The sequence below is a fragment of the Micromonospora sp. NPDC050187 genome (genome assembly GCF_044459745.1).
GTDB lineage: Bacteria > Actinomycetota > Actinomycetes > Mycobacteriales > Micromonosporaceae > Micromonospora.
The window spans coordinates 125909-151541 of sequence record NZ_JBITJH010000017.1; the positions used below are offsets into that span (position 1 = coordinate 125909).

The 25633-nt window shown below is 72.0% G+C and carries 19 protein-coding genes and 1 pseudogene; 16 read left to right on the forward strand and 4 right to left on the reverse strand.

From position 1 onward, the window contains the following. Nucleotide 1: 1 nt before the first annotated feature. Together ACIBJE_RS23890 and ACIBJE_RS23895 are read right to left on the reverse strand one after the other, a co-directional pair. The gene (locus ACIBJE_RS23890) at nucleotides 2-616 is read right to left on the reverse strand and encodes a hypothetical protein (protein ID WP_396751800.1); all 615 of its coding nucleotides are present in this window, start codon (nucleotides 614-616) and stop codon (nucleotides 2-4) included. Further along, a complete protein-coding gene (locus ACIBJE_RS23895; protein ID WP_396751802.1) occupies nucleotides 613-1173 on the reverse strand; it encodes an RNA polymerase sigma factor in 561 nt (186 codons plus the stop codon). The genes ACIBJE_RS23890 and ACIBJE_RS23895 overlap by 4 nt, the downstream gene beginning before the upstream one ends. A gap of 219 nt (nucleotides 1174-1392) precedes the next feature. On the opposite strand from ACIBJE_RS23895, the gene dnaE reads away from it, so the two are divergent. The 8 genes from dnaE to ACIBJE_RS23935 all read left to right on the forward strand — a co-directional run bounded on the left by dnaE (nucleotide 1393) and on the right by ACIBJE_RS23935 (nucleotide 13085). Continuing rightward, nucleotides 1393-4923: a DNA polymerase III subunit alpha gene (dnaE, locus tag ACIBJE_RS23900; protein WP_396751804.1), complete on the forward strand. Its 3531-nt coding sequence runs from the start codon at nucleotides 1393-1395 to the stop codon at nucleotides 4921-4923. A 423-nt stretch (nucleotides 4924-5346) separates the two neighbouring features. Next, on the forward strand, nucleotides 5347-6384 hold the full coding sequence (locus ACIBJE_RS23905; protein ID WP_396751806.1) for an aminotransferase class V-fold PLP-dependent enzyme: 1038 nt from the start codon (nucleotides 5347-5349) through the stop codon (nucleotides 6382-6384). A gap of 223 nt (nucleotides 6385-6607) precedes the next feature. Continuing rightward, nucleotides 6608-7393 (forward strand): ABC transporter ATP-binding protein, encoded by a 786-nt coding sequence (locus ACIBJE_RS23910; protein ID WP_396751807.1) that lies wholly within the window; start codon nucleotides 6608-6610, stop codon nucleotides 7391-7393. Next, nucleotides 7380-8072: an ABC transporter ATP-binding protein gene (locus ACIBJE_RS23915; protein WP_396751809.1), complete on the forward strand. Its 693-nt coding sequence runs from the start codon at nucleotides 7380-7382 to the stop codon at nucleotides 8070-8072. The genes ACIBJE_RS23910 and ACIBJE_RS23915 overlap by 14 nt, the downstream gene beginning before the upstream one ends. Nucleotides 8073-8105: 33 nt before the next feature. Then, nucleotides 8106-9362, forward strand: a complete 1257-nt coding sequence (locus tag ACIBJE_RS23920) for an ABC transporter substrate-binding protein (RefSeq protein WP_396751811.1) — start codon at nucleotides 8106-8108, stop codon at nucleotides 9360-9362. A 7-nt stretch (nucleotides 9363-9369) separates the two neighbouring features. Then, complete coding sequence (locus ACIBJE_RS23925) at nucleotides 9370-10251, forward strand: branched-chain amino acid ABC transporter permease (RefSeq protein WP_396751813.1); 882 nt, start codon at nucleotides 9370-9372, stop codon at nucleotides 10249-10251. Then, the gene (locus ACIBJE_RS23930; RefSeq protein ID WP_396751815.1) at nucleotides 10248-11258 is read left to right on the forward strand and encodes a branched-chain amino acid ABC transporter permease; all 1011 of its coding nucleotides are present in this window, start codon (nucleotides 10248-10250) and stop codon (nucleotides 11256-11258) included. Before ACIBJE_RS23925 ends, ACIBJE_RS23930 begins: the two co-directional genes overlap by 4 nt. Before the next feature lie 144 nt (nucleotides 11259-11402). Then, nucleotides 11403-13085 carry an MFS transporter gene (locus ACIBJE_RS23935; RefSeq protein ID WP_396751817.1) on the forward strand — a complete coding sequence of 561 codons (1683 nt, stop codon included), beginning with the start codon at nucleotides 11403-11405 and terminating at the stop codon, nucleotides 13083-13085. A gap of 19 nt (nucleotides 13086-13104) precedes the next feature. Here ACIBJE_RS23935 and ACIBJE_RS23940 read toward each other — a convergent pair whose 3' ends face one another. Together ACIBJE_RS23940 and ACIBJE_RS23945 are read right to left on the reverse strand one after the other, a co-directional pair. After that, nucleotides 13105-15024, reverse strand: coding sequence for a helix-turn-helix domain-containing protein (locus ACIBJE_RS23940; protein ID WP_396751819.1), 1920 nt, complete (start codon nucleotides 15022-15024; stop codon nucleotides 13105-13107). A 14-nt stretch (nucleotides 15025-15038) separates the two neighbouring features. Continuing rightward, entirely contained in the window at nucleotides 15039-15821 is a 783-nt protein-coding gene (locus tag ACIBJE_RS23945) for a 3-hydroxybutyrate dehydrogenase (protein WP_396751822.1), read from the reverse strand. Between the two features lie 171 nt (nucleotides 15822-15992). Between ACIBJE_RS23945 and ruvC the strand changes: the two genes are divergently transcribed. The 8 genes and pseudogenes from ruvC to ACIBJE_RS23985 form a co-directional block, all read left to right on the forward strand. After that, complete coding sequence (gene ruvC, locus ACIBJE_RS23950; protein ID WP_396751824.1) at nucleotides 15993-16520, forward strand: crossover junction endodeoxyribonuclease RuvC; 528 nt, start codon at nucleotides 15993-15995, stop codon at nucleotides 16518-16520. Then, nucleotides 16517-17119: a Holliday junction branch migration protein RuvA gene (gene ruvA / locus ACIBJE_RS23955; RefSeq protein WP_396751826.1), complete on the forward strand. Its 603-nt coding sequence runs from the start codon at nucleotides 16517-16519 to the stop codon at nucleotides 17117-17119. The genes ruvC and ruvA overlap by 4 nt, the downstream gene beginning before the upstream one ends. 70 nt (nucleotides 17120-17189) lie before the next feature. Further along, nucleotides 17190-18254, forward strand: a complete 1065-nt coding sequence (gene ruvB / locus ACIBJE_RS23960) for a Holliday junction branch migration DNA helicase RuvB (protein WP_396751827.1) — start codon at nucleotides 17190-17192, stop codon at nucleotides 18252-18254. 136 nt (nucleotides 18255-18390) lie between these two features. Continuing rightward, the gene (gene yajC, locus ACIBJE_RS23965; protein ID WP_396751829.1) at nucleotides 18391-18735 is read left to right on the forward strand and encodes a preprotein translocase subunit YajC; all 345 of its coding nucleotides are present in this window, start codon (nucleotides 18391-18393) and stop codon (nucleotides 18733-18735) included. Nucleotides 18736-18951: 216 nt separating this feature from the next. Beyond that, nucleotides 18952-20859, forward strand: coding sequence for a protein translocase subunit SecD (gene secD, locus ACIBJE_RS23970; protein ID WP_396751831.1), 1908 nt, complete (start codon nucleotides 18952-18954; stop codon nucleotides 20857-20859). A 1-nt stretch (nucleotide 20860) separates the two neighbouring features. Continuing rightward, the gene (gene secF / locus ACIBJE_RS23975) at nucleotides 20861-22048 is read left to right on the forward strand and encodes a protein translocase subunit SecF (RefSeq protein WP_396751834.1); all 1188 of its coding nucleotides are present in this window, start codon (nucleotides 20861-20863) and stop codon (nucleotides 22046-22048) included. Between the two features lie 107 nt (nucleotides 22049-22155). Next, nucleotides 22156-22719, forward strand: a complete 564-nt coding sequence (locus tag ACIBJE_RS23980) for an adenine phosphoribosyltransferase (protein ID WP_396751836.1) — start codon at nucleotides 22156-22158, stop codon at nucleotides 22717-22719. 477 nt (nucleotides 22720-23196) lie between these two features. Beyond that, nucleotides 23197-25479, forward strand: a pseudogene (locus ACIBJE_RS23985) (RelA/SpoT family protein); the annotation flags it as partial. Between the last annotated feature and the right edge of the window lie 154 nt (nucleotides 25480-25633).

A 25633-nucleotide genomic window follows, 5' to 3' on the forward strand; every position in this document is an offset into this window, starting at 1 on the left:
GCTACCGCACCACCACCGTGATCGGGTGCGTCGTACCGCCCTGGGGGATCCGCACGACCACGGTGCCCGGACGGACGAACCGGACGTCCACCACCCCGGCCTCGTAGCTGCGGGAGACCAGGTCCTCCCGGTCCACGGTCACCTCGCCGGGGCCGATCCCGATGATCCGCAGCACCCCGCCGGTGGCGAAGCAGAGCGAGGTGATCAGCGCCAACTCGGTCTCGGCCAGCACCAGGTCGTACCGCACCGCGCCGTGGCAGGTGCCGGGCAACCCGCTCGGCGACGGCGTCGCGGGTGGCGTCCGCGCGGTCGTGGGTGTCACCGGCGCGGGGCGTCGGGACGTGGGGGCGACGACCGGCCTGCTCGCCGTCGGCGGCGGGAAGGCGGACGTCGGGGACGTCACCGGTGGGGCCGGGGTGGGGGTCGCCGCCACGGACGGGGGCTGGACGGGCAGCGGCGAGACGGGCACGTCACCCCCACCACCGCACGCCGCGACCGCCCCGGTCAGGACCACGGCGGCCACCGTGGCCGGGACGAGTACGCCCGCGCCGCCCCGCCGCCGGAGCCGGTGGTGGTCGGCCGGGTCGCCGCGCTCCCGGCCGGTCCCCACGGTCACCGCCCCTCGGTGGCCGAGGGCTGGTCGGACAGGCGCAGCCGCAGTTGCCGACGGGCCTCGTGGACCCGCGACTTGACGGTTCCCTCGGGCAGGTCGAGCAGGCCGGCGATCTCCCGGTAACCCAGCCCGAGGACGTCCCGCAGGGTCACCGCCTCGGCGAGTTCGGGACGGACCGCGTCGAGCGCGTCGAGCAGGTCGAGCCGGGTGCCGGCGACCACGCTCGTCCGGCGCGGGTCGGGGGGCTCCGGCAGCGGCACGCCGCCGGCCTCCACCAGCCACCGGCGGCGCAGCGCCCGGTAGGTCGAGCGGGCCCGGTTGGCGGTCAGCCGGTGCAGCCAGGTGTGGAAGGACGACCGGCCCTCGAACCGGGTGATGCCCCGGGCCAGGGCGAGCAGCGCGTCCTGGCACGCCTCCTCGGCGTCCTCCCGGTGCGGCAGCAGCCGGGCACAGAGGCGCAGCACCTCCGGGCGTACCGCGGCCAGCAGCGGGTCCAGCGCCGCAGGATCGCCCCGCGACGCCGCTGCGGCCAGGTCCTCGACACCGTCCGGGAGGGGCATCCTCGTCCAATGGTCGCCGGGTGTGGTTCGGCAAGGCTACGACGGGCGCCGCCCGGGGTTCCCGGCCGAGTCCGGCAACCGACTGTCACCCCGCCCGCAACAGCCGGTTGGCGACGATCAGCGGCACCGGGCGGCGGGTGCGTGGCGGTCGAGAGCCAGGATCCGGGGCGAGGCTAGGCTAGGCCGACTGCCAAAGATCAGACCCGGGGGGCGCTCTGCATGGCCGACTCGTTCGCGCATCTGCACGTGCACACGGAGTACTCGATGCTCGACGGTGCGGCCCGGCTCAAGGACCTCTTCGCCGAGGCGAGCCGACTGGGCATGCCGGCGGTGGCGATGACCGACCACGGCAACATGCACGGCGCGCACGACTTCTACAAGCAGGCCATGGCCGCCGGGATCACGCCGGTGCTCGGCATCGAGGCGTACGTGGCGCCGGAGTCGCGCTTCCACAAGTCCCGGGTCAAGTGGGGGCGCCCGGAGCAGAAGAGCGACGACGTCTCCGGTAGCGGTGGCTACACCCACAAGACCATCTGGGCGCGCAACAAGACCGGCCTGCACAACCTCTTCACGCTCACCTCGAAGGCGTACACCGAGGGGTTCTTCGTCAAGTGGCCCCGGATGGACACCGAGCTGATCGCCGCGCACGCCGAGGGCCTGATGGCCACCACCGGCTGCCCGTCGGGTGAGGTGCAGACCCGGCTGCGTCTCGGCCACGACGCCCAGGCCCTGGAGGCGGCGGCGAAGTACCAGGAGATCTTCGGCCGGGAGAACTACTTCCTGGAGCTGATGGACCACGGCCTCGACATCGAGAAGCGGGTCCGCGACGGCCTGCTGGAGATCGGCAAGAAGCTCGCCATCCCGCCGGTGGTCACCAACGACTCCCACTACACGCACGAGGCGCAGGCCGAGTCGCACGATGTGCTGCTCTGCGTCCAGACCGGCAGCAACATCGCCGACCCGAACCGGTTCAAGTTCGGCGGCAGCGGCTACTTCATCAAGTCCGCCGAGGAGATGCGCGCGGTCGACGGCTCGGACGTGTGGCTGGAGGGCTGCCGCAACACCCTGCTGGTCGCCGAGCGGGTCGACCCGGCCGGCATGTTCGAGTTCCACAACCTGATGCCGCGTTTCCCGGTGCCGGACGGGGAAACCGAGGAGTCCTGGTTCCGCAAGGAGACCTTCAAGGGGCTGGCCCGCCGTTTCCCCGGTGGGATCCCCGAGGGGCACGTCGTCCAGGCCGAGTACGAGCTGGGCGTCATCATCCAGATGGGCTTCCCGTCGTACTTCCTCGTGGTCGCCGACTTCATCCAGTGGGCGAAGAACCAGGGCATCGCGGTCGGGCCGGGCCGGGGCTCGGCGGCCGGCTCGCTGGTCGCGTACGCGCTCGGCATCACCGACCTGGATCCGATCCCGCACGGCCTGATTTTCGAGCGGTTCCTGAACCCCGAGCGGGTCTCCATGCCGGATGTCGACATCGACTTCGACGAGCGTCGGCGCGGTGAGGTGATCAAGTACGTCACCGACAAGTGGGGCGAGGACAAGGTCGCCCAGATCGCCACCTTCGGCACGATCAAGGCGAAGGCCGCGATCAAGGACTCGGCCCGGGTGCTCGGCTACCCGTACGCGGTGGGGGACCGGATCACCAAGGCGATGCCCCCGGCGGTGATGGGCAAGGACATCCCGCTCGGCGGCATCTTCGACCCGAAGCACCCCCGGTACGCCGAGGCCGGCGAGATCCGGGGCCTGTACGAGTCGGACCCGGACGTCCGCAAGGTGATCGACACCGCCAAGGGCATCGAGGGGCTGATCCGGCAGACCGGCGTGCACGCCGCCGGCGTGATCATGTCGGCCGAGCCGATCATCGAACACATCCCGCTGATGCGCCGGGACTCCGACGGGGTGATCATCACCCAGTTCGACTACCCGACGTGCGAGTCGCTCGGGCTGTTGAAGATGGACTTCCTCGGCCTGCGCAACCTGACGATCATCGACGACGCGGTCAAGAACATCAAGTTCAACCACGGCAAGGACCTCGACCTGCTGGGCCTGTCGCTGGACGACAAGCCTGCCTACGAGCTGCTGGCCCGGGGCGACACCCTGGGCGTGTTCCAGCTCGACGGCGGGCCGATGCGGTCGCTACTGCGGCTGATGAAGCCGGACAACTTCGAGGACATCTCCGCCGTCCTGGCGCTCTACCGGCCCGGTCCGATGGGCGTCGACTCGCACACCAACTACGCGCTGCGCAAGAACGGCCTCCAGGAGATCACCCCGATCCACCCGCAGTTGGAGGAGCCGCTGCGGGAGATCCTCGCCCCGACCTACGGCCTGATCGTCTACCAGGAGCAGGTGCAGCGCGCCGCGCAGATCCTCGCCGGCTACAGCCTCGGCCAGGCCGACCTGCTCCGCCGGGCGATGGGCAAGAAGAAGAAGGAGATCCTCGACAAGGAGTTCATCCCGTTCCGGGACGGCTGCCGCGAGCGCGGCTACTCCGACGAGGCGATCCAGGCGGTGTGGGACGTGCTGGTCCCGTTCGCCGGCTACGCGTTCAACAAGGCCCACTCCGCCGCGTACGGGCTGGTCTCCTACTGGACGGCGTACCTCAAGGCGCACTATCCGGCCGAGTACATGGCCGCGCTGCTGACTTCCGTCGGTGACGACAAGGACAAGATGGCGCTCTACCTCTCCGAGTGCCGTCGGATGCGCATCCAGGTGCTGCCGCCGGACGTGAACACCTCCGCCGGGCCGTTCACCCCGGTCGGCAAGGAGATCCGCTTCGGTCTCGGCGCGGTGCGCAACGTCGGCGCGAACGTGGTCGCCTCGATCATGCGGTGCCGGGAGGAGAAGGGCGAGTACGCGGACTTCTACGACTTCCTGTCGAAGGTCGACGCGGTGGTCTGCAACAAGAAGACCATCGAATCCCTGATCAAGGCCGGGGCGTTCGACGCGCTGGGCCACCCCCGCAAGGGCCTGCTCGCCGTGCACGCCGAGGCGATCGACGCGTACGCCGACGTCAAGCGCAAGGAGGCGGTCGGCCAGTACGACCTCTTCGGTGCCGGGTTCGGGGACGCCGAGACCACCAGCACGACCGTGATGCCGGTGATCGGCGAGAGCGAGTGGGACAAGCGGGACAAGCTCGCCTTCGAGCGGGAGATGCTCGGCCTCTACGTCTCGGACCACCCGCTGTTCGGACTGGAACACGTCCTCGGCGCGGCGGCGGACTGCACCATCGCCGCGCTCTCCGAGGAGGGCTCGGTGCCCGACGGCGCGGTGGTCACCCTCGCCGGCATCCTCTCCGGGGTGCAGCGCCGGGTGACCAAGCAGGGACGGGCCTGGGCGTCGGCCACCCTGGAGGACCTGGCCGGTGGGGTGGAGACGCTGTTCTTCCCCAACACCTACGAGGTGATCGGCCAGTACATCGCCGAGGACGCGATCGTGGTGGTCAAGGGCCGGGTCGACCGCCGGGACGACACGCCCCGGATCATGGCGATGGACATGCAGCTCCCGGACGTCACCAGCAACCCGGGGAGCAAACCGGTCAGCCTGACCATCCCGGCGCACCGCTTCACGCCGCCGCTGGCGGACCGGCTCAAGGAGACCCTGGTGCTGCACCCCGGGGACACCGAGGTGCACGTCAAACTGCACCGGGGCGGCAAGGTCGAGACGTGGCGGCTGGGGTTGTTCCGGGTGGCCCCGACCACGGCGCTGATGGGGGACCTGAAGAGCGTGCTCGGCCCGGCGAACGTGAGCTGACCCCGCCCGGCCCGCGCCGTCCGCGGGGTGGTGATGGTCGGGACGCTGTCGAGCTGCCCCTTCCGTGCTACCGCCCCCGGACCCCCGCCGTCCGCCGCGCCGCTGCCGTCCGCTGTCCGCCGCGCCGGGGCCCGCCGTCCGCGCCCCGTCTGTGCGGGCAGCTCTACAGTCTCCGGATACCCACACCGTCCGGTAGGCGTGCGGGTGCGTGGATCGCCAAGGATTCGGCCCGCTGCAACGGCAGCACCGTCCCGTGGGCGCGCGGGTGCGCGGGTGCGGCCGACGGGTGGGCCGGCGTACACCTCCGGCACCCCGACACCGGACAGGCCACACCGGCGGTGCCCGCGCCGAGCGTGCGTACCGGAGCCAGGGAACGGTAATTGGTTGTGACCGTGCCCTGCCCGCGCGGCTAGCGTCGGACGCATGGATCTGGACGAGGCGCGGAAGCTGTGGCAACCGGAGCCCGGTTGGCTGAACACCGCCACCTACGGGCTGCCGGCCGAACCGACCTGGACGGCCCTTCAGGAGTCGCTGGCCCAGTGGCGGGTCGGACACAACGCCGTGGGGTTGTGGAATGCGGCGGCCGAACGGTCGCGGGCGGCGTTCGCCCGGCTGGTGGACGTACCGGTCGGGGACGTGGCGATCGGGAGCACCGTGTCCCAGCTGCTGGCCCCGGTCGCTGCGGCGTTGCCCCCAGGTGCGCGGGTGGTGGTGCCGGAGGTCGAGTTCATCAGCAACCTCTTCCCCTGGCTGGTGCAGGCCGAACGGGGCGTCGAGGTGCGGACGGTGCCGTTGGAGAAGCTGGTCGACGCCATCGACGACGGCACCGACCTGGTCGCGTTCAGCCTGGTGCAGTCCGCCGACGGCCGGATCGCCCCGTACGACGACATCGTGGCCGCCGCCCACGCGCACGGTGCGCTGGTGTCGGTCGACGCCACCCAGGGCTGTGGCTGGCTGCCCTTCGACGCCCGTCGGGCCGACGCCGTGGTGGTCGGGGCGTACAAGTGGCTGACCGCGCCGCGCGGCGTGGCCCTCGGCTACCTGGCACCGGGGTTGCGGGACCGAATGCGACCGGACGCCGCCGGCTGGTTCGCGGGCGGGGAGCCGGACGGCTCCTACTACGGGCCGCCGCTGCGCCTGGCCGAGGACGCCCGGCGGTTCGACATCTCCCCGGCCTGGTTCTGCTATGTCGGGGCGGCCCCGGCACTGGAACTCCTTGCCGAGATCGGGGTGCCCGCGATCCGGGACCACGACGTGGCCCTGGCCAACCGGTTCCTCGCCGGCCTGGGGCAGCCGTCGGGAAAGAGCGCGATCGTCACCGTCGACGTTCCGGGGGCGCAGGAGAAGCTGGAGCGGGCCGGCGTGCGGGCCGCCGTCCGGGCCGGGCGGGTCCGGGCGTCCTTCCATCTCTACACCACCGAGGAGGACGTGGACCTCGCGCTGAATGCGCTTACCGGCTGATGACACCAGTGGCGCCACCACATGTCGACGTGCTCGGTCACCGGTGCGACGACGGTCCGGGCCCGTTCCCGCATGGTGGGCGGGCCCGGGTGGTCATGCCGGAATGTATGTGACATCGACATAGTTCGACCTTGCTGGCGCGCCGTAGGTTTCCTGCACGCGACGATCCTGTGACCGCTGTCACCGAGCCGTTCGTCGCCGTCGACCTGCGGAGGGTGTGGCGATGGTCGGGCAGGGACTGCTGTCGGCGCGGGGGCTGACCCGGGACTTCCGGGGTTTCCGGGCCGTGGACCGGGTGGACCTCGACGTGGTCGAGGGAACCGTGCACGCCCTGGTCGGACCGAACGGGGCCGGCAAGACCACCCTGTTCAACCTGCTCACCGGGTTCCTGCGGCCCAGTGGCGGGCGGATCCTGCTCGACGGGCGGGAGATCGGCGGCCTGCCCCCGGAACGGGTCGCCCGACTCGGCGTGGCCCGGTCCTTCCAGATCACCAGCCTCTTCCCGCAGCTCTCCGCCCGCGAACACGTGGCGCTGGCGTTGCAGAGCCCGAGCGGCCTGGGCTGGCGGTTCTGGCGTTCGGCGCGCCTGATGGGCCGCTACACCGCCCGGGCCGACGAACTGCTCGCCGAGGTCGGGCTCGCCGACCTGGCCGAGACTCCCGCCGACGCCCTGGCGTACGGCCGCAAACGGGCCCTGGAACTGGCCATCGCCCTCGCCCTCGACCCCCGGGTGCTGCTACTCGACGAGCCGACCGCCGGGATGGGCCTCGAAGACGTCGACCGCACGGTCGAACTGATCGCCCGGGTCCGCGCCGGCCGGACCGTGGTGATGGTCGAGCACAACATGAGCGTCGTGGGCCGGCTGGCGGACACCGTCACCGTGCTCCAGGCCGGCAAGGTCCTCGTCGAGGGCCCCTACGAGCAGGTCCGGGCCGACGAACGCGTGATCACCGCCTATCTGGGAGCCGCCCATGGAGCCACCGACGGAGCGACCGATGCTGCGCGTTGACGACCTCTCCGCCTGGTACGGCGAGGCCCGGGTGCTGCGCGGGGTGAGCCTCACCGTCGCTGCGGGCGAGGTGGTCACCCTGGTCGGACGCAACGGGGCCGGCAAGTCCACCCTGTTGCGCTGCGTGATGGGGCTGCACCCGGGCCGCAGCGGCACGATCACCCTGGACGGCCGGGACGTCAGCCGGTTGCCGGCCCACCGTCGGGCCCGGCTGGGCCTGGGCTGGGTCCCCGACGACCGGGGCGCGTACGCCACGCTCAGCGTCACCGAGAACCTGACGCTGCCGCCGACGGTGGGCCCCGACCCGTGGCCGCTGGAGCGGGTCTACGAGGCGTTCCCCGCCCTGTACGCCCGCCGCGACTCGGCGGCCACCCAGCTCTCCGGCGGTGAGCAGCAGATGCTCGCCCTGGCCCGGGTGCTGCGGATGGGCGCCCGGCTGCTGCTCTGCGACGAGCCGACCGAGGGACTGTCGCCCCTGCTGGTGGGGCAGGTCGGCGACATCCTGCGGCAGGCCAAGGAGCACGGCGTGACCGTGCTGCTGGTCGAGCAGAACCTGCACTTCGCCACCGGCGTCGCCGACCGGCACTACCTGCTGGCCGAGGGACGTGTCGTGGAGGCGATGGACAACTCCGAGGTGCGCTCGCGGGAACGCGAGCTGCTGTCGTACCTCGGCATCTGACGACGACCCGCGCCGTCACGCGCGGATGGAGGGATGACCATGCGCAGGACCATGTTGGTGGCCGCCGGGTCGGCGGCCGCGCTGCTGGTGGCCGGCTGCGGCGGGGGAGGGCCACAGTCCTCCGGCGACGGGAAAATCAGTGGTGACGGGATCGTGCTCGGCGTGCTCAACGACCAGTCCGGCGTCTACCTCGAACTGTCCGGAAAGAACTCGGTGAAGGCCGTCGAGATGGCGATCGCCGACTTCAAGAAGAAGTACGGCGACGACGCGGTGACGAAGGACATCACCGTCGAGACCGCCGACCACCAGAACAAGCCGGACATCGCCAACACCAAGGCGAACGAGATGTACGACCGCAAGGGCGTGGACCTGATCCTCGACGTGCCCACCTCGTCGGCGGCGGAGAAGGTGGCCGACGTGGCGAAGGAGAAGAAGAAGCTCTACTTCAACATCGGGGCGGCCACCACCACGCTCACCGGCGCGAAGTGCAACAAGTACACCTTCCACTATGCGTACGACACGTACATGCTCGCCAACGGCACCGGGCGCAACACCACCGAGCAGGGCGCGAAGAACTGGTACGTGCTCTACCCGAACTACCAGTTCGGCCAGGACATGGAGCGCAGCTTCTCCAACGCGATCACCGCGGCCGGCGGCAAGGTGCTGGGCAAGGACGCGGCGCCGTTCCCGAACACCAGCGGTGACTACTCGACGTACCTGCTCAAGGCCCCGACGCTGAACCCGAAGCCGGACGTCCTCGGCACCATGCAGGCCGGCGCCGAGCTGGTCAACGTGGTCAAGCAGTACAACGAGTTCAAGCTCCGGGAGAAGGGCGTCGGCCTGGCGGTGGGGCTGATGTTCCTCACCGACATCCACTCGCTCACCCCGGACGCGCTCGCCGGCACCACCTACACCGACGCCTGGTACTGGAACTTCGACCAGCGCAACCGGGAGTTCGCCGACCGGTTCAAGGCGGAGACCGGCACCCGGCCCACCTTCGCCCACGCGGCCAACTACTCGGCCGCCACGCAGTACCTGGAGGCGGTGCAGGCCGCCGGGACCGACGACGCGGACACCATCGTCGAGGCCCTGGAGGGCAAGACAATCGACGACGTGTTCCTCCGTAACGGCAAGATCCGTGCCGAGGACCACCGGGTCGTGCACGACGCCTACCTCGCCCAGGTCAAGCCGGCTGCCGAGGTTACCGAGGAGTGGGACTACGTGAAGATCCTCAAGACCATTCCGGCGGCGGAGGCGTTCGGCGCCCCGTCCCCGGACTGCCGGATGTGACGACGCCGTGACCGGCTTCCTCCAGAACACCTTCAACGGGCTGGTGAGCGGGGCGTTCTACGCCCTGCTCGCCCTCGGGCTCGCGGTCATCTTCGGCATGCTGCGGGTGGTCAACTTCGCCCACGGCGCGTTCTACATGCTCGGCGCGTTCGGGGCGTACGTGCTGCTCAGCGAGGCCGGGGTGCCGTTCTGGGCGGCGCTGGTGATGATGCCGATCGGGCTGGGCCTGCTCGGCATGGCCCTGGAACGGGCCTTCATCCACCGGCTGACCCGGCTCGACCCGCTCTACAACTTCCTGTTCACCTTCGGGCTGACGCTGATCCTGCAGGACCTGGTCAAGCTCCGGTACGGCGTGCAGTCCAGCCCGTACGCCACCCCGGCCGAGCTGTCCGGATCGGTCGACTTCGGACTGTTCGACTTCCCCGCCTACCGGGTCTTCATCCTCGGCTTCGCGATCGCGGTCTGCGTGGCCGTCTGGTGGCTGCTCGGCCACACCCGGATCGGCATGGTGGTCCGGGCGGCCACCGAGCGTCCCGAGCTGACCCGCGCGTTCGGCATCGACGTCGGACGGTGGATCACGCCGGTCTTCGGCTTCGGGATCGCGCTGGCTGGCCTGGCCGGGGTGCTGGCCGCGCCGATGCGGGCGGTCAACCCGCTGATGGGTGCCGACCTGATCATCGTGGTCTTCGCGGTGGTGGTGATCGGCGGTCTCGGCTCGATCTTCGGGTCGGTCGCCGCCGGCTTCGGCATCGGGCTGGTCCAGGCGTGGGGCGAGGCGTACCTGTCGGACTGGCCGATCCTCTCCCAGACGATCGTGTTCATCGTGATGGCCGTGGTGCTGCTCTGGCGTCCGTCCGGTCTGTTCGGCCGAGAGGAGGCCCCGGCATGACCACGGTGGTGAACACCGAACCCGGCGCGAAGCGCACACCCTCCGCGCTGGCCGCCGTCGCCCGTTCGCCGCGCTGGCTGCGGTACGCGCTGCTGGCTGCGGGGTTGGTCGTGGCGTTCCTGCTGCCCAACGTCCTCTACCCGCCGGTCGCGGTGGACATCCTCTGCTGGGCGCTCTTCGCCGTCTCGGTGGACCTGCTGCTCGGCTACACCGGGCTGATGTCCTTCGGGCACGCCGCGTTCTGGGGCACCTCGGCGTACGTCACCGGGCTGGTCGCCATCAACGCCGGTCTGCCGTTCCCGGCGGCGGTGCTGCTCGGCGCGCTCGCGGCGGCGGTGCTCGCGGTGCCCATCGGCTACCTGGCGGTGAGCCGCACCGGGATCTACTTCGCCATGGTCACCCTGGCGTTCGCGCAGATGGTCTACTACATCGCCAACGAGTGGCGCTCGGTCACCCGGGGCGAGAACGGCCTCCAGGGGGTGCCCCGGGAGCTGTTCGGGCTGGATCTCACCGACGACTACTACTTCTACTACACCGCGCTGCCGATCGCGCTGCTCGGCCTCGCCGCCGCCTGGCGGATCGTGCACTCGCCGTTCGGCCGGGTGCTGGTCGGCATCCGGGACAACCCGGCCCGCGCCCGGGCGCTCGGCTACCCGGTCCGCCGGTACAAGCTGACCGCGTTCGTCCTCTCCGGTTTCATCGCCGGACTGGGCGGCGGCCTGTTCGCCGTCGGGCACCGGTTCGTCTCCCTGGACACCCTGCACTGGACCACCTCCGGCAAGGCGGTGATCGTCGTGGTGCTGGGCGGGATCGGCACCCTCTGGGGCGGGGTGCTCGGCGCGGCCATCCTGGTGCGGCTGGAGGACTGGCTGTCCTTCTCCGGCTTCGAGGCGATCGGCCTGGTCACCGGCGGCATCTTCGTCCTGATCGTGCTGCTGTTCCGGCGGGGCATCTGGGGCAGCGTGGCGGCGCTGGTGGCCCGCTGGCGTCCCGGACACCGCGAGTAAGCGTGTCCCGATCCGTTCGGAGAACCGCCCCTGACCAGGAAAAACCTGGCCCGGGGCGGTTCCCTGTCGACGGCTGGTCGCCCTAGGCTGGACGCGGGATCCGACCGCGCCGCCCCCGGCAGGATCGCAGGGGGAGGGCGTGCCGTGGCGGCGTACGCGAACACCGGACACCCGAGGCGCTGGCCGATCCTCGGGGTGACCGTGGTCAGCCTGCTCCTGGTGGTCATGGACACCACCATCCTCAACGTCGCCCTGCGCACCCTGGCCGACCCGGTGCACGGCCTGGGGGCGAGCCAGGCCGAGCTGGAATGGGCGATCAACTCGTACACCCTGGTCTTCGCCGGGCTGCTGTTCAGCCTCGGCGTGCTCGGCGACCGCTACGGCCGGCGGCGGTTCCTGCTGGCCGGCCTCGCCGTCTTCGGGCTGGGCTCACTGCTGTCGGCGTACGCCCGGGACCCGGTGCACCTGGTCCTGGCCCGGGCGGTCATGGGACTCGGCGGTGCGGCGATCATGCCGGCGACCCTGTCGGTCATCGCCAGCGTCTTCGACCCCCGGGAACGGCCCCGCGCCATCGGGTACTGGTCCGCCTCGGTCGGGCTCGCCGTGGCGGTCGGACCGGTCCTCGGCGGGGTCCTGCTGACGCACTTCTGGTGGGGGTCGGTCTTCCTGGTCAACGTGCCGGTGGCGCTCGCCGGGATGGTCGCCGGGGCACTGCTGGTGCCCGAGTCGCGTGATCCCCGCCCCGGGCGGATCGACCTGCCGGGCGTGGCGCTCTCCGTGGTCGGCCTGGTCACCCTCACCTGGGGGGTGATCGACGGTGGCGAGCACGGCTTCGACCGGCCGGTGGTCTGGGTGGCGGTGCTCACCGGACTGGCCGTGCTGGCCGTCTTCGGCTGGCACGAGCGGCGCACCGACCACCCCGCGCTGGACGTCCGGCTCTTCCGGGTGCCCCGGTTCGCCGTCCCGGTGGCCCTGGTCGGCCTGGTCTTCTTCGCCGGTGCCGGGGTGATGTTCGTCAGCGCGTTCCACCTGCAACTGGTCCGGGGCCACTCACCCCTGCACACCGGCCTGCTCTTCCTGCCGCTGGCCCTGGCGCAGCTCGTCCTCGCCCCGCGCAGCGCCACCCTGGTCCGCCGCTACGGCACCCGGGTGGTCTGCGGCGGCGGGCTGGGCCTGGTCGGGATCGCGCTGGCGGGCTGGGCCCTGGTCGACGCGGCCACCCCGACCTGGGTGATCGCCGTACTGCTCGGGGTCCAGGGTGCCGGGATGGCGCACATCACCGCCCCGGCCACCGAGTCGGTCCTGGCCGCGCTACCCCGGGAGAAGGCCGGCGTCGGCTCGGCGGTCAGCAACACGGTACGGCAGGTGGGCGCGGCCCTCGGGGTCTCGGTGCTCGGCGCGGTGCTCGCCGCGGTCTACCGGGCCCGGGTCGCGCCGGCCACCACGGCGCTGCCCGACGGGGTCCGGGAGACGGCCGAGGGCTCCCTCGCCGGCGCGTACGGCGTCGCGCCCCGGCTCGGGACCGACGCCGTCGCCCTGCTGGCCACGGCGGACCGCGCCTTCGTCGCCGCCCTGCACGTGGTGGCGCTGCTCGCCGCCGCCGTGGCCGGTCTCGGGCTGCTGGCGGTGCTGCGCTGGATGCCCGGCCGACCCGCCGCCCCCGGCCCGGGACACCCCGACCCGGCCGGGACCGTCCGGGTCGAACCGGTCATGACCGGGCCTGCCGAGCCGGCCGGGGCCGGACGCGCCGCGGTGACGGGAAGCGGCGCGACCGGGCCTGCCGAGGCGGCGCGTGCCACGGTGACGGAGAACGGAGAGCCGGTCTGAACCCGTTGGTGGGCCGGCCTCAGCGGTCCGGGTCGCGCAGCCGGTGCAGGCGCAGCGCCAGTTGCACCTCCAGGGCCCGGTCCGGCTTCTGCCACTCCGCGCCGAGCAGCTGCCCGACCCGTTCCAGCCGCTGGGTGACCGTGTTGACGTGCACGTGCAGCTGCTCCGCCGCGCGGGCCAGACTGCCGCCGACCCCGAAGTAGGCCTCCAGCGTCTTCACCAGCGCGGTGCCCCGCCGCGCGTCGTAGTCGACCACCGGGCCGACGGTGTCGGTGAGGAACCGGGCCACGTCCCGGTCGCCCTGGTCACCGACCGCGCCGAGGAGCAGCCCGACGAATCCCAGCTCGGCGGTGCTCGCCCCCTGGCCGGTCCGGCCCAGCGCACCGAGGGCGGTCAGGCAGCGGTCCGCCTCGCGGAACGTCGCGGCCAGCGACGCCGGCCCGCGTGCCGGTCCGCTGGCCCCGGCGGTGACCGGCCGGCCGGTCACCCGGGACAGGTCCCGGGCCACCGCCCGGGCCGCGGCACCGGCGTCCTGGCCGGGCAGCATCAGCACCACCCGGCCGTCGCGCGCGGCGGCGAGCCCGCCGCGGGTGGAGGCGTACGTGGTGGCCCAGGAGACCACCCGCTGCCGCGCCGACCCGGTGGACGAGATCACGTCGTCGCCGACCGCCACCAGCACGTGCGGGGCGTCCAGGTCGACGCCGAGTCGCCGGCCCCGACTGCGCAGCGCCTCGGCGTCGGCCAGCGGTCGGGCGATCAGGTCGTCGAGCAGCTCGCCCCGGACCCGGCCCTCCGCCTCGGCGACGGTCCGGCTGAACAGCAGCAGCAGCGCGGTGACCAGGGCGGCCCGTTCGAGGATGCGCTGGTCGGCGTCGACCAGCTCGTCTTCCGGTCGCAGCACCAGCGCACCGAGATTCTCCGCCCCGGCGACCACCGCCGCGTACCAGAGTCGGCCCCGCCGCACACTGCGGCCCTCGGTACGCGACGCGGCCACCGCCTCCACCACGTCCGCGCGGTCCGGTTCGTCGATCTCACCGACCCGGGCCAGCAGCCGCCCCTCGGCGTCCATCGCCAGCAGCGCCCCGCCGAGCACGTCGGTGACCGCCGCCGTGACGTCCTCCACCCCACCGCCGCGCAGCACCAGCGCGGTCATCCGGTCGTGCGCCGCCGCCGCCCGCTCCACCGAGGCGCTGTGCGCCCGGATGGTGGTGTTCGCCGCCGACAGCTCGGCCAACGCCGCCCGGGTCTCGGCGAGCAGCCGGGCGGTGTCGATGGCCACCGCGGCGTGCGCGGCGAGCGAGACCAGCAGCGCGACCTCCTCCCGGGCGAACGGCCGGGCGGAACGGTTCGCCGCGTAGAGCACCCCGATCGAGGTCGACCCGAGGCGCAGCGGCACGCCGAGGATCGCCACCAGGCCCTCCTCGCGGACCCCGGCGTCGATCTCGCCGGTGTGGTGGAAGCGTTCGTCCTCGGAGTAGTTGGCGGTGACGTAGGGGGTGCCGGACTGGGCCACCAGCCCGCCGAGCCCGGCGCCGATCGGCAGCCGCAGCCGCTGGAACCGGGCGGAGACCGACCCGTCGGTGACCCGCATGTACGTGTCGCCCCGGTCGTCGTCGTTGAGGGTCATGTAGGCGACGTCCGCGCCGAGCAGCGTCCGGGCCCGGTGCACGATGGCCCGTAGCACGTCGTCGGAGTCGCGCAGCCCGGCCAGGTCGCTGGCGGTGTCGTAGAGCCCGGAGAGCTCGGTCTCGCGGCGGCGGCGGCGTTCCAGCAGCGCGCGGACCCGCAGCGCCACCACCTTCGCCTGCTCCAGCTCGGCGATCTTGTCGGCGGACAGACCGGCCGAGCGCGCGGCGACCAACGGTCCCTCGAACTCGACGGCCGCGGCCTCCCGGGCCAGTAGTTCCAGGAACTCGATCGGCGACGACATGAGCGCCATTGTGCTGGTCACCCCTAGTTCGCCGTCCAGCCCCCGTCGAGGGCGATCGAAGATCCGGTGATGAACGACGCCGGTGGGGAGCAGAGGTAGGCGACCAGTTCGGCGACCTCCTCCGGCTCGATCAGTCGCTTGATCGCCGCCCGGGCCAGCATGATCTTGTCGATCACCTCGTCCTCGCCGATGCCGTGCTGGGCCGCCTGCTCGGCGATCTGGTTCTCCACCAGGGGCGTGCGCACGTACGCCGGGTTGACGCAGTTGGCGGTGACCCCGTGCGAGGCTCCCTCCAGCGCGACGACCTTGGACAACCCCTCCAGGGCGTGCTTGGCCGAGACGTACGCCGACTTGTACGGCGAGGCGCGCAGCCCGTGCACCGAGGAGATGTTGACGATCCGCCCCCAGCCCCGGGCGTACATGTGCGGCAGGGCCCGGCGCACGATCACGAACGGCGCCTCCACCATCACCCGGTGCAGGTGGGAGAAGCGTTCGACCGGGAACTCGGCCACCGGCGCCACGTACTGGAGGCCGGCGTTGTTGACCACGATGTCGACCTCGGCGTCCAGCCGGGCCACCGCCTCCGGGTCGGCCAGGTCGACGCACTCGGCCCGGCCGCCCGTCTCGGCGGCGACCGCCTTGGCCGCCTCGACGTTGCGGTCCACCACCTGAACCGCCGCACCGGCCGCGGCCAGCCGCACCGCGCATGCCCGGCCGATACCACTACCACCACCGGTAACCAGCGCGGTACGACCGGTGAGGTCGACCTGGACTACGTGGGGGAATGCCACGGGTTCAGCCGTCATGGCGCAGAAGTTACGAGCTATGTGCCCGACGGCACATGGGTGGCCCGCACATACTCCGATGTCGGACTATGTGGCCCCGGAGGTGTCCGGCGTGTCCCCGGCGGTGGGCGTCGGAGCAGAGCAGTAGGGTGTCGAACACACGTACTGCCGGTGGGTCGGGGAGGAGGCGGCGTGCGGGTGCTGGGCGTCGACCCGGGTCTGACCCGGTGCGGGGTCGGCGTGGTCGAGGGCGTGCCGGGGCGGCCCTGCACGCTGGTGGCGTACCACGTCGTCCGGACCGACCCGGACGACGAGCTGCCGCGCCGGCTGCTGCTGCTCGACCGGGCGCTGACCGAGCTGGTCGCCGAGCACCGGCCGGGAAGCGTCGCCGTGGAACGGGTGTTCAGCCAGCACAACGTGCGCACGGTGATGGGCACCGCCCAGGCCAGCGGGATCGCGGTGCTCGCCGGCGCGCGGGCCGGCCTGCCCGTGCAGACGTACACCCCGAGCGAGGTGAAGGCCGCGATCACCGGGTCCGGAACGGCGGACAAGGCCCAGATGACCGCCATGGTGACCCGCCTGCTGCGGCTGGCCGAGCCGCCGAAGCCGGCCGACGCCGCCGATGCGCTCGCCCTGGCCATCTGCCACATCTGGCGCGGCGGCACCCGCTCGAAGCTGGCCGCCGCCGCCGACCGGGTACGACGAGGAGGAGCACGATGATCGCCAGCGTGCGCGGCACGGTGATCGCGACCGGCCCCGACCACGCGGTGGTGGAGGTCGGCGGGGTCGGCCTGGCCGTGCAGTGCGCCCCCGGCACCCTCGCCGAGCTGCGGGTCGGCCAGGAGACCCGGCTCGCCACCAGCCTGGTGGTCCGGGAGGACTCGCTGACTCTCTACGGCTTCGCCGACGACGACGCCAAGGCGTTGTTCGAGCTGCTCCAGACCGCCAGTGGGGTCGGTCCCCGGCTGGCCCAGGCGGTGCTGGCCGTGCACACGCCGGACGCGGTGCGCAAGGCCATCGCCAACGGCGACACCGCCGCGCTGACCCGGGTGCCGGGCATCGGCAAGAAGGGCGCCGAGCGCCTGGTGCTGGAGCTGCGGGACCGGATCGGCCCGGTGGCCGTCGGGCCCGACGGCGCGGCCGGGGTGACCAGTGGCGCCTGGCCCGAGCAGGTCCGCCAGGCACTGGTCGGGCTGGGCTGGACGGCGGGCCAGGCCGACCAGGCGGTGGCCGCCGTGGCGGAGACCGTGGATGGTCCGACCCCGCCCGTGCCGGTCCTGCTCAAGCAGGCGATCCGACTGCTGGGCCGGACCAGGTGACCGGCGTCGATGCCCGCACGCCCGGGGCGGAGCCGGTGATCCCCGGGCGGGGCCACGGGGAGGAGACGGCATGACCGACGGCGGCCTCGTCTCGGCGTACGCGCAGGACGCGGAGCGGGACCTGGAGGTGAGCGTCCGGCCGAAGCGGCTCGACGAGTTCATCGCCCAGGACCGCGTCCGCGACCAGCTCGACCTGCTGCTCAAGGGGGCGATGCGGCGCGGCTCCCCGCCCGACCACATCCTGCTGTCCGGGCCGCCCGGGCTGGGCAAGACCAGCCTGGCCAACATCGTCGCCGCCGAGTTGGGCTCGGGCATCCGGGTGACCAGCGGGCCGGCGATCGAGCGTTCCGGGGACCTGGCGGCGATCGTGACCAGCCTCGCCGAGGGCGACGTCCTCTTCATCGACGAGATCCACCGGATCGCCCGGCCGGCCGAGGAACTGCTCTACAGCGCCATGGAGGACTTCCGGGTCGACGTGGTGGTCGGCAAGGGTCCCGGCGCGACCGCCATCCCGCTCGACGTGGAGCCGTTCACCCTGGTCGGCGCCACCACCCGGTCCGGCCTGCTGACCGGGCCGATGCGGGACCGCTTCGGGTTCGTCGCGCACCTCGACTTCTACTCCCCGGCCGACCTGGAGACTCTGCTGCACCGTTCGGCCCGCATCCTCGGGGTGCCGATCACGGACGACGGCGCGGCCGAGATCGCCGGGCGCTCCCGGGGCACGCCCCGGATCGCCAACCGGCTGCTGCGCCGGGTGCGGGACTTCGCCGAGGTCCGGGCCGACGGCGTGGTCACCCTGGAGACCGCCCGGGCCGCCCTGACCGTGTACGACGTGGACGCGCTGGGTCTGGACCGGCTGGACCGGGCGGTGCTGACCGCCCTGGTCGACTCGTTCCGGGGCGGACCGGTCGGGCTCTCCACCCTGGCCGTGGCGGTCGGCGAGCAGCCGGACACGGTGGAGGAGGTCTGCGAGCCGTTCCTGGTCCGGGCCGGCCTGCTGGCGCGGACGCCCCGGGGCCGGGTGGCGACCGAGGCGGCCTGGCATCATCTGGGGCGAACTCCACCGAATGGTACATTTGGCGGCAGTGCTCCTCCGGTGCCCGATCTCTTCTCCGTCGAGCCCGATCAGCCGTGATGTGAACGTGATCCGTGCGGCGTTCGGCGTTCTCAGGTGCAGGGATTAGACTCGCCGCGGTCTGTACAGGACGTGAGAACACGCCTCCGCTCCGGCGCCCCCCGTCGGGTCGGTGGCCAATGGGAAGGTCTTTACCGTGCTTTACGCAGCAGAGGGCGGTGGGGGAGCCGGCGGTCTGACGCCGATCCTGATGATCGCTCTGCTCTTCGGCGTCATGTACTTCATGATGATCCGCCCCCAGCAGAAGCGCCGCAAGGAGGCCGAGGCGATGCAGTCCGCCCTCGGTCCTGGTGACGAGGTGGTCACCATCGGCGGGCTCTACGGCACGGTCACCAGCGTCGCCGACGACACCGTCCTGCTCGAGGTCGCCCCGGGTGTCCAGACCCGGTACGCCCGCCCGGCCATCGCCCGGGTGGTCAGCCAGGCCGACCGGAGCGAGCCGACCGACCAGGTCGTCGAGGACGCCGACGTCAAGGAGTGACCCGCGGGCCCCACGGGGCAGCGCGTGGATCGAAATAAGTGGATAGTAGGTCGACGTCGGTGTCGACCCGGACGGACGCGACGACGGCCCCCCGCCTACGTCGTGCCCGTCCGGGCCGGCGCCGACGTCCACCCTCGACACGTGTGGCCGGATCACCGGCCTGACCCCCGTCGCCGACCACCAGCGGCGCGACCGCAGCAGGGAGACAGGACAGCCGTGGCACCACCTCAGGGACAGATGCGGCCGGGACGGCAGCTCGCCGTGCTCGGCGCCATCTTCGTCGTCCTCTATCTTTTGGTGTTCTTCGCGGGCGGTGCCAGCGGTGGCTGGAAGGACCGGCTCGAGCCCAAGCTCGGGCTGGACCTGGTCGGCGGCACCCGGCTCACGCTGGAGGCGACCAACAGCGTCGACGGCGGTCCGCCGAGCGCGGAGAGCCTCGAGGAGGCCCGCACCATCATCGACAACCGGGTCAACGCGCTCGGTGTCGCCGAGGCCGAGGTGGTCACCGAGGGCGACCGGAACATCGTCATCTCGCTCCCCGGTGAGAACCGGGACCTGAGCGAGGTAGGCACCGCGGCCGAGCTGCGGTTCCGGAAGGTGCTCAAGGTCGCCGACGGCAGCGGCGCCGCCGCCACCCCGCCGCCGGCCACCCCGGCCCCGTCCGGCAGCCCTGCCCCGGCTCCCTCCGGTAGTGCCGCTCCCGCCCCGTCGGGCAGCGCCGCGCCGCAGGTCTCCGCCTCGCCGAGCACCGGCGGGCAGGGCGGTGGCGCACCCGCCCCGTCCGGCAGCGCCAGCCCGGCTCCGAGCGCCTCGGCCAGCGCCCCCGCCGCGCCGAGCGCCAGCGCCGCGCCGGTGCCGCAGGGCGTCGAGGAGCAGCGGAAGGCCGTCGAGCAGAAGGTCGGAGCCGCCGCGTGGCAGGCCGCCAACGGCCTCCAGGCCCCGGCCAACGTGAGCACCGACCCGGCGCTCGCCGAGCGGCTCAAGCCGTTCGGCACGCTCACCCCGCGCGAGGTCGCGGTGCTCCCGGCGACCGTGCAGTTCAACGTGCCGACGATCACCTGCGAGCAGCTCGACGGCCGCCCGGCCGGCTCGATCAGCGACCCGGAGCAGCAGGCGGTGGCCTGTGAGGCCGGCGCCAAGTACCTGCTGGACATCGCCAAGGTGGAGGGCACCGACGTCGAGGACGCCGACCCGGCCCTCGACCAGACCGGTCAGTGGGTGGTCAGCCTCAACTTCTCCGGCCCCGGGCAGGAGAAGTGGACCGCGTTGACCCGGGAGGCCTTCAACAACACGGGCCAGGCCTGCGACGCCACCGCGCTCGGCCAGGACGGCAAGTGCCGGGTCGCCGTGGTGCTCGACAACCGGGTGATCTCCTCTCCAGAGATCCAGGGTGTGCTCACCGGTGACTCGCAGATCACCGGCAGCTTCAACAACAGCACGGCCAGCGATCTGGCCAGCAAGCTCCGCTACGGCGCCCTGCCGGTGACCTTCGAGCCGCAGGAGGCACAGAACGTCTCCGCGACCCTGGGCGAGAGCCACCTGCGGGCGGGTCTGCTCGCGGCCGGCATCGGCATGCTGCTGGTCATCGTCTACGCCTTCTTCTACTACCGGCTGCTCGGCTCGGTGATCTTCCTCAGCCTGGTGCTGTCGGCGCTGCTGGTCTTCGGCGCGCTGGTGTTCCTGGGCCGGCAGATCGGCTTCACCCTGACCCTCGCCGGCATCGCCGGCATGATCGTCTCGCTCGGCGTGGCGGCGGACTCGTTCGTCATCTACTTCGAGCGGCTCAAGGACGAGATCCGCGAGGGCCGCAGTCCGCGCAGCGCCGTACCCCGCGCCTGGGTCCGGGCCCGCCGTACGATCATCTCGGCGAACGCGATCACCATCCTCTCCGCCGTGGTGCTCTACGTCGTCTCGGTCGGCGCGGTGAAGGGCTTCGCCTTCGCCCTGGGCCTGGCCACGGTTCTCGACCTGGTGGTGGTCTTCCTCTTCCGGCACCCGATCATGACGATGTTCGCCCGGACCCGGGCGTTCCTGTCGCCCCGGGTCAGTGGCCTGGGCCGGGTGCTCCCGGCCAAGGGCGACGAGCAGCCGACCACCCGCAACCCGCGCGTCAAGGAGGCCTGAGATGGCTCGTAGTGGTCTGGCGACCCGGCTGTACCGGGGCGAGGCCGGTCTCGACGTCGTCGGTCGGCGCAAGCTCTGGTTCGGCGTGGCCGGAGCGCTCGTCCTGCTCGCGATCCTCAGCTTCCTGGTGAGCGGCTTCAAGCTCGGCATCGAGTTCAGCGGCGGCAACTCCTACCAGGTGCCGGCGAGCGTCGGCACCCTGGAGCGGGCCGAGACGGTCACCGAGGAGGTGCTCGCCAGCTCCGGCGGTGGCGCCGAACTGGTCACCGCACAGGAGGTCGGTGGTCCGAGCGGCAACTTCTACGAGATGCGCACCTCGGAGCTGGGCGCCGAGGAAGCCGAGGCGGTCAAGGTCGCCCTGGCCGAGGAGTTCGGGCTCAACGCCGACCAGATCAGCGCCAACCGGGTCAGCTCGGCCTGGGGCAGCCAGGTGACCTCGCGGGCCGTCCTCGGTCTGGTCATCTTCGTCGCGCTGGTGACGGTCTACCTGGTCCTGCGCTTCGAGTGGCGGATGGCCGCCGCCGCGGTCGGCTCGCTCTTCCTCAACCTGGTGCTCACCTCGGGTATCTACTCGGCGATCGGCTTCGAGGTGACCCCCTCGACGGTGATCGGCTTCCTCACCATCCTCGGCTTCGCGCTCTACGACGTCGTGGTCGTCTTCGACAAGGTGCAGGAGAACGTCCGGGGGATCACCGCCAACAACAACCAGACGTACGGCGAGGCCGCCAACCTGGCGGTCAACCAGAGCCTGATGCGGTCGCTGAACACCTCGGTGGTCGCGCTGCTGCCCGTCGGTGGTCTGCTCTTCATCGGTGCCGGCCTGCTCGGCGCGGGCACCCTGAAGGACCTCGGCCTGGTGCTCTTCGTCGGTATGGCGGTGGCCTTCCTGACCTCGATCCTGGTGGCCACCCCGCTGCTGGTGGTGCTGAAGAACCAGGAGCCCCGCATCCAGGCGCACAACAAGCGGATCCTGGCCCGGCGCGGTGCGATCGCCCGGGGCGAGGTCACCCCGAAGGGGACCCCGAAGTCCACCGAGGGCGGCGACGAGCCGATCGACCCGGAGGCCGCGGCGCTGGCCGGCGCGGCGCCGAAGGTCGGCGCCCGTCCGACCGGCAAGCGGCCCACCGGCGCGCGGGGCGGCCGTCCCGCCGGCGGCGGGGGCAACCGACCCGGCGGCAAGCGCCGCTGACCCGACGGGTGGGGCGTAGCGCCCCACCCGCCGACTGGTGACGTCACGGCGTCCTTCATGCTGTGCGGGCAGCATTGAAGGACGCCGTGTCGTTGAAGGGGGCAAACGTGACGCAGACCCACACCGGGGTACGCGGGGACAGCGGTCCCGCCGTCGCCGAACTGGTGGCCGGTCGGGTGCTCGACGTACCGGACTTCCCGAAGCCCGGGATCGTGTTCAAGGACCTGATGCCGCTCTTCGCCGACGGTGCGGTCTTCCGCGAGGTCGTCGACGGGATCGTGGCCCACCACGGGCGGGACTCCTTCGACGTGGTGGCCGGCATCGAGGCACGTGGGTTCGTGGTCGCCGCCGCCATCGCGTACGCCACCGGTGTCGGGGTGGTGCCGGTGCGCAAGGCCGGGAAGCTGCCCCGGGCCACCCACGCGGCCTCGTACGCCCTGGAGTACGGCGAGGCGACCCTGGAGGTGCACCAGGACGCGTTCACCGCCGGACACCGCGTTCTGGTGGTCGACGACGTCCTCGCCACCGGGGGCACCGCCGGGGCCACCCTCGACCTGGTGGAACGGGCCGGTGGCACGGTGTCCGGCTTCACCGTCCTGATGGAACTGGCCTTCCTCGGCGGCCGGCAGCGGCTGGCGCCGCGTCCGGTCCATGCCCTGCTGACTGTTTGATCCGACGGCCGCCGGACGGGACCCGGCGCGGGCCGTCCGGCGGAGCGGCACACCAGGTCCCCGGCGGGTAGCATTGCCCTTTGCTGACCGGAGGGTAACCCGACGGTGGCACCAGCACGGCGCCCGCCCGGAGACGGGCGGGTGGCCGCAGCGCCGGCCGGTGACGGTGGCGCGGGCAGAGCAGAACCGTCGGCCCCGGCCGGCGGCATACCCGGTCGACCGGCTACGGTCGGCTCTTTCCGGCGAAGGGTGAGGAGGCCGGTGTCCTACGATGTCGTTCCTCCGGTGGAGGGCACGGTGCATCCGACAGGCGACGCGGACAGCTCGGCGACCGACCAGACCGGGATCGGCCCGACGCGGCTTCCCGACGGCAGTGCCCCGGCCGGCACCGGCGGGGCCGGGCTGCCGGTGCCGCTGGGCGGCGACGGAACGGCCCCCCTGGCGGGTTCGCTGGTGGCCGACGACCCGTCCGACCTCACGTCGGGCGGCGGGTTCGCCCTGGCCAACGCGCCCACCGGCCGGCGGGTCCGGGCCCGGCTGGCCCGGTTCAACGCGCCCTGGCAGACCTCCCAGGTCAGCGAGGTGCTGGAGCCGCTGATCTCCACCCACCGGGAGAACCACCCCAAGGCCGACGCCCGGCTGCTCCAGCGCGCCTTCGACATGGCCGCCCGCTGGCACTCCGGGCAGTACCGCAAGTCCGGCGACCCGTACATCACCCACCCGCTCGCGGTCGCCACCATCCTGGCCAACCTCGGCATGGACACCACCACGCTGGTGGCGGCGCTGCTGCACGACACCATCGAGGACACCGAGTACACCCTCGACCAGATGAAGGTCGACTTCGGCGGCGAGGTCGCGCTCCTGGTCGACGGGGTCACCAAGCTCGACAAGGTCAAGCTGGGCGACGCCGCCAAGGCGGAGACCATCCGCAAGATGGTGGTCGCCATGGCGAAGGACCCCCGGGTGCTGGTCATCAAGCTCGCCGACCGGCTGCACAACATGCGTACCCTCACCTTCCTGCCCCGCCCCAAGCAGGAGCAGAAGGCCAAGGAGACGCTGGAGATCCTGGCCCCGCTGGCCCACCGGTTGGGTATGAACACCATCAAGTGGGAGCTGGAGGACCTGGCCTTCGGCACGCTCTTCCCGAAGCGGTTCGAGGAGATCAACCGCCTGATCGGGGAGCACCAGCCGCAGCGCGAGGCGCTGCTGCGCCAGGTGACCCAGAAGGTGCAGGCCGACCTCAAGGTCGCGAAGATCAAGGCCGAGACCACCGGCCGGCCGAAGCACCTGTACTCGATCTACCAGAAGATGATCGTGCGGGGCCGGGACTTCAACGACATCTACGACCTGGTCGGGGTGCGGATCCTGGTCGACACGGTGCGGGACTGCTACGCCGCGCTGGGCGTGATCCACGCGAACTGGCAGCCGGTGCCGGGCCGGTTCAAGGACTACATCGCGATGCCCAAGTTCAACATGTACCAGTCGTTGCACACGACGGTCATCGGGCCGACCGGCAAGCCGGTCGAGATGCAGATCCGCACGTACGCCATGCACCGCACCGCCGAGTTCGGCATCGCGGCGCACTGGAAGTACAAGGAGCACAAGGGCACCCAGATCGTCGGCCCGCCGGCGCACATCGACGAGATGACCTGGCTGCGTCAGCTGCTGGACTGGCAGCGGGAGGCGGCCGACCCGAGCGAGTTCCTCGACGCGCTGCGCTTCGACCTGTCCAGCCAGGAGGTGTACGTCTTCACCCCGAAGGGGGACGTCATCCCGCTGCCGACCGGCTCGACGCCGGTGGACTTCGCGTACGCGGTGCACACCGTGGTCGGGCACAAGTGCATCGGGGCGCGGGTCAACGGCAAGCTGGTGCCCCTCGAATCGACGCTCTCCAACGGCGACGTGATCGAGATCTTCACCTCGAAGTCCGACACCGCCGGCCCGACGCAGGACTGGCTCGGCTTCGTCAAGAGCCCCCGGGCGCGGACGAAGATCCGGCAGTACTTCAACAAAGAGCGGCGCGAGGAGGCGATCGAGGCCGGCAAGGACTCGATCGTCAAGGCGATGCGCAAGCAGGGCATGCCGTTGCAGCGGATGCTCACCTCGGACGCGCTGATGACCATCGCCCGGGACCTGCACCTGGCCGACGTGGCCTCGCTCTACGCCGCGGTGGGGGACAGTCAGGTCTCCGCGCAGTCCGTGGTGCAGAAGCTGATGGCCACGTACGGCGGCGAGGAGGGCGCGGTCGAGGACATCGCCGAGACGGCGGTGGCGACCCGTCCGCCGCGCAGCCGCGCGTCCAGCCACGACCCGGGCGTGGTGGTCCGGGGCGTCAGCGACGTCTGGATCAAACTGGCCCGCTGCTGCACCCCGGTCCCACCGGACGCGGTCTTCGGGTTCGTCACCCGCTCCGGCGGCGTGAGCGTGCACCGGGACGACTGCGCCAACGCCGAGGACCTCAAGGAGCAGGAGGAACGCGTGGTGGAGGTGAGCTGGAAGCTCACCTCGGCCTCCACGTTCCTGGTCGCCATCCAGGTGGAGGCGCTCGACCGGCACAAACTCCTCGCCGACGTGACCCGGGTGCTCTCCGAGGAGCGGGTGAACATCCTCTCCGCCACCGTCACCACCACCCGGGACCGGGTGGCGGTCAGCCGGTTCAGCTTCGAGATGGCCGACCCGAAGCACCTCGGCCACCTGCTGGCCGCCGTCCGCAAGGTCGACGGCGTCTTCGACGCGTACCGGGTCACCTCGGGCGCCTGACCCCACATCGTCCTCGCCCGGCCGCCTCGGCCCGGCGCCCGGCCGCCGGGGGGGGGGGCGGCCCCCCCCCCCCCCGGGGGGCGGGCCCGGGGGGGGCGACCCCGGGCCGGGGGGGGGGCCCGCGGGGGGAAGGCCCACCCCCCCCCGGCGGGGC

What these genes read in the sequence shown, in the direction of transcription:
- ACIBJE_RS23895 (WP_396751802.1), bottom strand. Translation starts at nt 1,173, where the DNA reads ATGCCCCTCCCGGACGGTGTCGAGGACCTGGCCGCAGCGGCGTCGCGG.
- dnaE (WP_396751804.1), top strand. Translation starts at nt 1,393, where the DNA reads ATGGCCGACTCGTTCGCGCATCTGCACGTGCACACGGAGTACTCGATG.
- ACIBJE_RS23905 (WP_396751806.1), top strand. Translation starts at nt 5,347, where the DNA reads ATGGATCTGGACGAGGCGCGGAAGCTGTGGCAACCGGAGCCCGGTTGG.
- ACIBJE_RS23910 (WP_396751807.1), top strand. Translation starts at nt 6,608, where the DNA reads ATGGTCGGGCAGGGACTGCTGTCGGCGCGGGGGCTGACCCGGGACTTC.
- ACIBJE_RS23915 (WP_396751809.1), top strand. Translation starts at nt 7,380, where the DNA reads ATGCTGCGCGTTGACGACCTCTCCGCCTGGTACGGCGAGGCCCGGGTG.
- ACIBJE_RS23920 (WP_396751811.1), top strand. Translation starts at nt 8,106, where the DNA reads ATGACCATGCGCAGGACCATGTTGGTGGCCGCCGGGTCGGCGGCCGCG.
- ACIBJE_RS23930 (WP_396751815.1), top strand. Translation starts at nt 10,248, where the DNA reads ATGACCACGGTGGTGAACACCGAACCCGGCGCGAAGCGCACACCCTCC.
- ACIBJE_RS23940 (WP_396751819.1), bottom strand. Translation starts at nt 15,024, where the DNA reads ATGGCGCTCATGTCGTCGCCGATCGAGTTCCTGGAACTACTGGCCCGG.
- ACIBJE_RS23945 (WP_396751822.1), bottom strand. Translation starts at nt 15,821, where the DNA reads ATGACGGCTGAACCCGTGGCATTCCCCCACGTAGTCCAGGTCGACCTC.
- ruvA (WP_396751826.1), top strand. Translation starts at nt 16,517, where the DNA reads ATGATCGCCAGCGTGCGCGGCACGGTGATCGCGACCGGCCCCGACCAC.
- ruvB (WP_396751827.1), top strand. Translation starts at nt 17,190, where the DNA reads ATGACCGACGGCGGCCTCGTCTCGGCGTACGCGCAGGACGCGGAGCGG.
- secF (WP_396751834.1), top strand. Translation starts at nt 20,861, where the DNA reads ATGGCTCGTAGTGGTCTGGCGACCCGGCTGTACCGGGGCGAGGCCGGT.